Raw genomic sequence first — 7581 nt, 5'->3', positions numbered from 1 at the left:
GGCGTCGGGTCTCCCTCCGCCGGGGCGGCGACGGGCCGTCCGGCCGTGGTGACGATCGCGGCCAGGGCGGTGGTGAGCGGGACGGCGGCGATCAGCCCGAGCGTCGCGACCGCGCTACGGACGATCTCCTGGGCCAGGAACTCGCTGGTGAGGATCTGGCCCACCGGGCGCGAGTCGGCGGTGAGCAGGAGCAGCAGCGGCAACGAGGCGCCCGCGTACGCCAGCACGATGGTGTTCACCGTGGACGCGATGTGCGCGCGGCCGACCCGGGTCGCGGCCCGGTAGAGCTGGAGCCGGGACAACCCCGGGTTCGCGTGCGCCAGCTCGGTGACCGTGGCCGCCTGGGTGACCGTGACGTCGTCGAGCACGCCGAGCGACCCGATGATGATCCCGGCCAGCAGGAGGCCCCGCAGATCGACGTCGCTGCGGAACATCGACAGGGTGAGGGCGTCCTCGCTGCCGAAGCCGGTGAGGTGGGTGGCGGCGGTGGCCATCGCGCCGAGGACGCCGGTGAGCACCAGGCTGCCGAGGGTGCCGAGCACGGCGACCGAGGTCTGCGCGGTCACGCCGTGCGTCAGGTAGAGCACCACGAACATGATCAGGGCGGCACCGACCACCGCCACCAGCAGTGGTGAGTGCCCCGCACCGATGCCGGGGAGGACGAAGGCGAGCAGGATTCCGAAGCTCGCGGCGAGGCCCGCGAGCGCGGCCAGGCCCCGCCACCGGCCGAACGCGACGATCGCGGCGGCGAAGATCAACGCCAGCCAGACGAGCGGTGCGCCCCGCTGGTGCTCGGCGATGTTCCAACTCGACGACGAGGGGTCGGTCGGGTCGGTCAGCCGCACCATCACCACCTCGTCACCCACCTCGACGACGGGTGCGCCCGGGCCGTCCGGGACCGGTGCCTCGACCTGCTGCCCGGCGGCCGGGCCGTCCTGCACACGTACGGTAACGGTGCCGCAGCGCTGCGGCCTTCCGCCGGGCGCCCCCTCCGGTGTCTCGGGCACCGCGGGGCAGGCTTCGTTCACCACCCGGCTGACGGTGCCGTGGTACCGGGCCGGGTCCCCACCGCCGTCCGACTTCGGCGCGTCGTGGGGCCAGAGCAGCACTGCGGCGACCACGGTGGCGACGACGAGCGGGACAACCGTCGCGAGGAGGATCCGTCGCACCCCCGGCGGGGCGGACGGCGTGGGACGGGTGTGGTCGGCGCCCATACGAATCTCCCAACGAATCCGGGGCGGGGTACGTGCCGGTGGCGAGATCGGTTCAGCGGCGCGGGGCCGCTCCGCCACGAAAGATCCGGAGAGTCATCGTCGGAATGCTAACCATGGCGGCCCCTCCGGCGCCCGTCACGGGCCGGCGGTGTCACGCCATGGCGGCGAAGGGCGCCCGCGGCGGCGGTCGACGGGGCATGTTGGGGTCATGGCCGCAGATCCGTCGCCCCACCACCCGGACGCGCCCGCGCCCGAGCACCGCGGGCGTGGGCACGACAAGCACGCCGGTCACGACCCGGCGATGTTCCGGCGGCGGTTCTGGCTCTGCCTGGTGCTCACCGTGCCGGTCGTGGTCACCAGCCACATGGTCATGGATTGGCTCGGCTACCGGCTCGACGCGCCGGGCCTCACCTGGGTCGGGCCGGTGCTCGGCTCGGTCGTGTTCTGGTGGGGCGGCTGGCCGTTCCTGGTCGGCGCCGTCCGCGAGGTGCACGACCGGGTGCCGGGCATGATGCTGCTGGTCGCCATGGCGATCACCGTCGCCTACGGCGCGTCGCTCGCCACCCGCCTGGGCGCCTTCGACCTGGACTTCTGGTGGGAGCTGGCGGCTCTGGTCACCATCATGCTGCTCGGGCACTGGCAGGAGATGCGGGCGATCGGGCAGGCGCGCGGAGCCCTCGCGGCGCTCGCCGCGCTCCTGCCCGACCAGGCCGAACGGGTCGCGGAGGACGGCCGGACCGAGCCGGTGCCGGTGACCGGCCTGCGGGTCGGCGACGTGGTGCTGGTCCGGCCGGGTGGCCGGGTGCCGGCGGACGGGCGGGTGGTGGAGGGCGCCGCCGAGCTGGACGAGTCGATGATCACCGGGGAGTCCCGGCCGGTGCCCCGCTCCGTCGGCGACCGGGTGGTGGCGGGCACGGTGGCCGCCGACTCGGCGCTACGGATCCGGGTCGAGGCGGTCGGGGAGCAGACCACGCTCGCCGGCATCCAGCGCATGGTCGCCGAGGCGCAGCGGTCCAGCGGGCGCGCCCAGGTGCTGGCCGACCGGTTCGCCGCGGCGCTGTTCTACCTGGCCATGGCGACCGCCGTGGTCACGGTGCTGGTGTGGACGCTGATGGGCCGGGGCGACGAGGCGGTGGTACGGGCCGTCACCGTGCTGGTCATCGCGTGCCCGCACGCGCTCGGCCTGGCGATCCCGCTGGTGATCGCGCTCTCCACGGCGGTGGCCGCGAAGTCCGGGATCCTGGTCAAGGACCGGTTGGCGCTGGAGCGGATGCGGACCGTCGACGCGGTGCTGTTCGACAAGACCGGGACGCTCACCCGCGGCGAGCACGTGGTCACCGACCTGGCCCCGGTCCCCGGGGTGGAGCGTGACGAGCTGCTGCGGCTCGCCGGGGGCGTCGAGTCGGAGAGCGAGCATCCGATGGCCCGGGCGATCGTCGCGGCGGCGGTCGAGCGTGGTGGGGCCGCCCGGGCGAGCGGGTTCCGGTCGCTGCCCGGCCGCGGTGTGGAGGCCACCGTGGCGGGCCGGAAGTACGCGGTGGGCGGGCCGGCGCTCCTGCGCGAGCTGGGCGTACGCCTCCCCGGCGAGCTGCGGAGCGAGACCGACCGCTGGGCCGGCCGCGGCGCCGTGGTGCTGCACCTGGTGCGCCTGCCGGACGCGGTGCTCGGCGCGCTGGCGCTCACCGACGAGGTGCGCCCGGAGGCGCGTGACGCGGTCGCCGAGCTGCGCGCCCAGGGCGTACGGACCATCGCGATGATCACCGGCGACGCCCGGCCGGTCGCCGAGGCGGTCGCCGCGGACCTCGGCTTCGGTCCCGGTGACGAGGTGTTCGCGGAGGTGCTGCCGGCGCAGAAGGACGGGAAGGTGACCGACCTGCAACAACGTGGGCTGACCGTGGCGATGGTCGGGGACGGGGTGAACGACGCGCCCGCGCTGGCCAGGGCCGACGTGGGGATCGCCATCGGCGCCGGTACGGACGTGGCGATCGAGTCCGCCGGGGTGGTGCTCGCCTCCTCGGACCCGCGGGGGGTGGGGGCGGTGGTCCGGCTCTCACGGGCCTCGTACCGCAAGATGCTGCAGAACCTGGCCTGGGCGGCGGGCTACAACGTGGTCGCGCTGCCACTGGCGGCCGGGGCGCTGGCCGGGGCCGGGCTGTCGTTGAGCCCGGCCGTCGCCGCGGTGCTGATGTCGGGCTCCACCATCGTGGTGGCGCTCAACGCCCAACTGCTGCGCCGGGTACGCCTCGGCGCGGCGAACGCAGGCTGACCGCGCGCCCGCCGTGGTTCGCGGGGCGCCCTCCGCGCCGGCTGACCGCGCGCCCGCCGTGGGTGCGGGTGTGCTCGCGCGCCGGCTGACCGGCCGCGCTCATCCGCGCTTCATCAGCCGGCCGACCGCGGCCATCATCTCGCTCGCCATCTCGTCGGCGCGGCCCTCGGCCGCTCCCTCGTGCATGCAGTGCCGGGCGTGCCCGTCGAGTAGCCCGAGGGCCACCTTGTCCAGCGCGGCCTGGACCGCGGAGATCTGGGTGAGCACGTCGATGCAGTAGCGGTCCTCGTCGACCATCTTCTCGACGCCGCGTACCTGCCCCTCGATGCGGCGCAGTCGTGCGAGCAGCTGGTCCTTGCTGGCCGTGTACCCGCGGATGGGGGTCGGTGTGGTCATGACGCAAGGATAGCCTACCCCCCGGGGGTATGCTACGGTGCTGGTGTACGGATACCCCCACCGGGTACCGGTACACCGACAGGGCGGAGTTCGTCCGGCTATTACCCCCTGGGGGTATAGGCTGGGCGGTGAGAGGAGAGGTCCGATGGTCACCACGACGTACCAGGTGCAGGGCATGACCTGCGGGCACTGCGTGAGCGCGGTCAGCGCCGAGGTCGGCGCCGTCGCCGGCGTCAGCGACGTCCAGGTCGACCTGGCCACCGGCCGGGTCACCGTCACCAGCGACAGCCCGCTGGACACCAGCACCGTGCGCTCCGCCGTCGACGAGGCCGGTTACGACCTCGTCGGCGAGTGAGCGGCGGCTGACCCGGAAACGAGGTCACACCGATGAACACCCCCATGAAGCTGGGCGGATTCGCCCTCGGGCTCGCGGCGGTGTTCGGCGCGGCGTACGGGGTCGGCCGAGTGGCCGACCCCGTCACCCCGGCCGCCGAGACCCGGCACGGGAGCACGGCGACCGCCGAACACGGCACCCCGGACGATCCGACGCACGGCGGCGTCGAAGGCGGCCACCTCCCCGGTGGCCTGCTCGTCTCCGACCGCGGCTACACGCTCACCCCGGTCGCCGCCCCGGCCGGCGAGTTCGCCTTCCGGATCACCGGTCGCGACGGCCGGCCGGTCACCGGTTACGACGTGGCGCACGACGAACGGATGCACCTCATCGTCGCGCGCCGCGACCTCTCCGGCTTCCGGCACGTGCACCCCCGGCTCGGACCGGACGGCACCTGGCGGGTCGCCTCGCCACTGGCCGGGCCCGGCGTGTGGCGGGCCTTCGCCGACTTCACCCCCACCGGGGGTGACCCGTTGACGCTCGGCGTCGACGTGACAGTGCCCGGCACCCTCACGCCCCGGCCGCTGCCGGCCCCGGCGACCAGCACCACCGTCGACGGCTACACGGTCACGCTGGCCGGTGACCCGCAGCCCGGCCGCACCACCGAGCTGACCCTGACCGTCAGCCGCGACGGCGCCCCGGTCACCGACCTGGAGCCCTACCTCGGCGCGTACGGCCACCTGGTGGCTCTGCGCCAGGGCGACCTCGCCTACCTGCACGTCCACCCGGACGGCGAGCCCGGCGACGGGCGGACCCCGCCCGGCCCGGCCGTCAGCTTCCTGACCGAGGTGCCGTCAGCCGGCGCCTACCGCCTCTACCTCGACTTCAAGCACGGCGGCACCGTGCGTACCGCCGAGTTCACCGTGCTGGCCGGCGTCGCGCCGGACGAGGCGAGCCCGACCGCCCCGGCCGCGCCCACCTCGACCGGCTCCGCCGGGCACGGCGCGCCGGGCCACGGACACGACTGAGGGGAGCCGTGATGACCACCACCAGCAGCACCCCGCTACCGACGGCACCGAACCTGATCGAACTCTCCATCGGCGGCATGACCTGCGCGTCCTGCGCGTCGCGGATCGAGAAGAAGCTGAACCGGATGGAGGGCGTCTCCGCCACCGTCAACTACGCGACCGAGAAGGCCACCGTTCGCTTCGCCGACGAGGTCACCCCGGACGACCTGATCGCCACCGTGGAGAAGACCGGCTACACGGCGAAGCTGCCGCCCCCGCCGACGCCGGCGGGCCCGCCGGCCGCCGAGGCGCCTGTCGACGAGCTGCGTGGCCTGCGCAACCGGCTCTGGACGTCCGTGGCGCTCACCGTCCCGGTGATCCTGCTCGCCATGGTGCCGGCCTGGCAGTTCGACTACTGGCAGTGGTTGTCGCTGACCCTGGCCGCTCCGGTCGTGGTCTGGGGTGGGTTGCCGTTCCACCGGGCCGCGCTGATCAACCTGCGGCACGGCGCCGCCACCATGGACACCCTGGTCTCGGTGGGCACCCTCGCCGCGTTCGGCTGGTCGCTCTGGGCGCTCTTCCTCGGCGACGCGGGCATGCCCGGCATGACGCACCCGTTCCGTTTCGCCATCACCCGCTCCGACGGCGCCGGGAACATCTACCTGGAGGCGGCGGCCGGGGTCACGATGTTCATCCTCGCCGGCCGCTACTTCGAGGCCCGCTCCAAGCGCAACGCCGGGGCCGCGCTGCGCGCGCTGCTCGAACTCGGCGCGCGGGACGTCGCCGTGCTGCGCGGCGGGGTGGAGACCCGCGTCCCGGTCGACCAGCTCGCCGTCGGGGACCGGTTCGTCGTACGGCCGGGCGAGAAGATCGCCACCGACGGGGTGGTCGACGAGGGCACCTCGGCGGTCGACGCGAGCATGCTGACCGGCGAATCCGTACCGGTCGAGGTGGGCCCCGGCGACGCCGTCGTCGGCGCCACGGTCAACGCCGGTGGCCGGCTCGTGGTCACCGCCACGCGCATCGGTGGTGACACCCAGCTCGCGCAGATGGCCCGCCTGGTCGAGCAGGCGCAGAGCGGCAAGGCGGCGGCGCAGCGGCTCGCGGACCGGATCTCCGGTGTCTTCGTACCGATCGTGATCGCCCTGGCCGCCGGCACGCTGGGCTGGTGGCTCGGCACGGGCGCCGGCCCGACCGCCGCGTTCACCGCCGCGGTGGCGGTGCTCATCATCGCCTGCCCGTGTGCGCTGGGCCTCGCCACGCCCACCGCGCTGCTCGTCGGCACCGGGCGTGGCGCCCAGCTCGGCATCCTGATCAAGGGCCCGGAGGCGCTGGAGAGCACCCGGAAGGTCGACACCGTGGTGCTGGACAAGACCGGCACGGTGACCACCGGGCGGATGACCCTGGTGTCCGTGGCGCCCGCCGAGGGCGTCGACCCCGGAGAACTGCTCCGGCTGGCCGGCGCGCTGGAGTCCGCCTCCGAACACCCGATCGCCCGGGCGGTGGCCGTCGGCGCGGCCGAGGCCGGCGCGCTGCCGCCGGTCACCGACTTCGCCAACGCCGAAGGGCTCGGCGTGACCGGCACCGTCGAGGGGCGCGCGGTGGTGGTCGGGCGGCTCCGGCTGCTGCGGGAACGCGGCTTCGACGTACCGCCGGAGGTGGCGCGGGCGGTGACCGACGCGGAGGCCGCCGGTCGGACGGCGGTGCTGGCCGGCTGGGACGGGCGAGCCCGTGGCCTGCTCGCGGTCGCCGACGTGGTGAAGCCGACAAGCCGGGTCGCGGTGGCGCGACTGCGCGGACTGGGGCTGCGCCCCGTCCTGCTCACCGGGGACAACGCCACCGTCGCCCGCGCGGTCGCCGACGAGGTCGGCATCGACGAGGTGATCGCCGAGGTGCTGCCGGCGGAGAAGGTGGACGTGGTCGCCCGCCTGCAACGCGAGGGGCGGGTCGTCGCCATGGTCGGCGACGGCGTGAACGACGCCGCCGCGCTCGCCCAGGCCGACCTGGGCCTGGCCATGGGCACGGGTACCGACGTGGCGATCGAGGCGTCCGACCTGACCCTGGTCCGGGGCGACCTGACCGCCGCGGCGGACGCCATCCGGCTGGCTCGGCGCACCTTGAACACCATCCGGGGGAACCTGGTCTGGGCGTTCGGCTACAACGTCGCGGCGCTGCCGTTGGCCGCGGCCGGGCTGCTCAACCCGATGATCGCCGGTGGCACGATGGCCCTCTCCTCGGTCTTCGTGGTCGCCAACAGCCTCCGCCTGCGCCGCTTCAGCACCGCGCGTTGATCATGAGGTTGGCGGGCGATTCGATCTTCGGATCTCCCGTCAACCCCATGATCGACCGGGGCGTGGGGGTGGGTTG

The 7581-nt window shown here is 74.4% G+C and carries 6 protein-coding genes; 4 read left to right on the top strand and 2 right to left on the bottom strand.

Going from position 1 to position 7581, the window contains the following annotated elements; all coding sequences use genetic code 11:
* A partial coding sequence (locus E1211_RS28765) for a YibE/F family protein (protein ID WP_132352823.1) occupies positions 1–1214 on the bottom strand: 1214 nt, incomplete at its 3' end.
* A 208-nt stretch (positions 1215–1422) separates the two neighbouring features.
* Here E1211_RS28765 and E1211_RS28760 point away from each other — a divergent pair.
* Positions 1423–3480 (top strand): heavy metal translocating P-type ATPase, encoded by a 2058-nt coding sequence (locus E1211_RS28760; RefSeq protein WP_132352821.1) that lies wholly within the window; start codon positions 1423–1425, stop codon positions 3478–3480.
* Between the two features lie 99 nt (positions 3481–3579).
* Here E1211_RS28760 and E1211_RS28755 read toward each other — a convergent pair whose 3' ends face one another.
* Positions 3580–3876 (bottom strand): metal-sensitive transcriptional regulator, encoded by a 297-nt coding sequence (locus E1211_RS28755; protein ID WP_120673585.1) that lies wholly within the window; start codon positions 3874–3876, stop codon positions 3580–3582.
* A gap of 145 nt (positions 3877–4021) precedes the next feature.
* Between E1211_RS28755 and E1211_RS28750 the strand changes: the two genes are divergently transcribed.
* The 3 genes from E1211_RS28750 to E1211_RS28740 are packed head-to-tail and all read left to right on the top strand — an operon-like array spanning position 4022 to position 7505.
* Positions 4022–4231: a heavy-metal-associated domain-containing protein gene (locus tag E1211_RS28750; protein WP_132352819.1), complete on the top strand. Its 210-nt coding sequence runs from the start codon at positions 4022–4024 to the stop codon at positions 4229–4231.
* Between the two features lie 32 nt (positions 4232–4263).
* Positions 4264–5235 carry a hypothetical protein gene (locus tag E1211_RS28745; protein ID WP_132352817.1) on the top strand — a complete coding sequence of 324 codons (972 nt, stop codon included), beginning with the start codon at positions 4264–4266 and terminating at the stop codon, positions 5233–5235.
* Between the two features lie 11 nt (positions 5236–5246).
* Complete coding sequence (locus E1211_RS28740; RefSeq protein ID WP_132352815.1) at positions 5247–7505, top strand: cation-translocating P-type ATPase; 2259 nt, start codon at positions 5247–5249, stop codon at positions 7503–7505.
* The last annotated feature ends 76 nt before the right edge of the window (positions 7506–7581 follow it).

Origin of the sequence: Micromonospora sp. 15K316 (genome assembly GCF_004348525.1) — a bacterium.
In the GTDB taxonomy this organism is placed as follows: Bacteria; Actinomycetota; Actinomycetes; order Mycobacteriales; family Micromonosporaceae; genus Micromonospora.
Note: the sequence above shows the minus strand (reverse complement) of the source record. Positions and strands in the feature narration are given on the sequence as shown.

Coding starts and splice junctions, on each gene's coding strand:
- E1211_RS28760 (WP_132352821.1), top strand. CDS start 1,423: ATGGCCGCAGATCCGTCGCCCCACCACCCGGACGCGCCCGCGCCCGAG.
- E1211_RS28755 (WP_120673585.1), bottom strand. CDS start 3,876: ATGACCACACCGACCCCCATCCGCGGGTACACGGCCAGCAAGGACCAG.
- E1211_RS28750 (WP_132352819.1), top strand. CDS start 4,022: ATGGTCACCACGACGTACCAGGTGCAGGGCATGACCTGCGGGCACTGC.
- E1211_RS28745 (WP_132352817.1), top strand. CDS start 4,264: ATGAACACCCCCATGAAGCTGGGCGGATTCGCCCTCGGGCTCGCGGCG.
- E1211_RS28740 (WP_132352815.1), top strand. CDS start 5,247: ATGACCACCACCAGCAGCACCCCGCTACCGACGGCACCGAACCTGATC.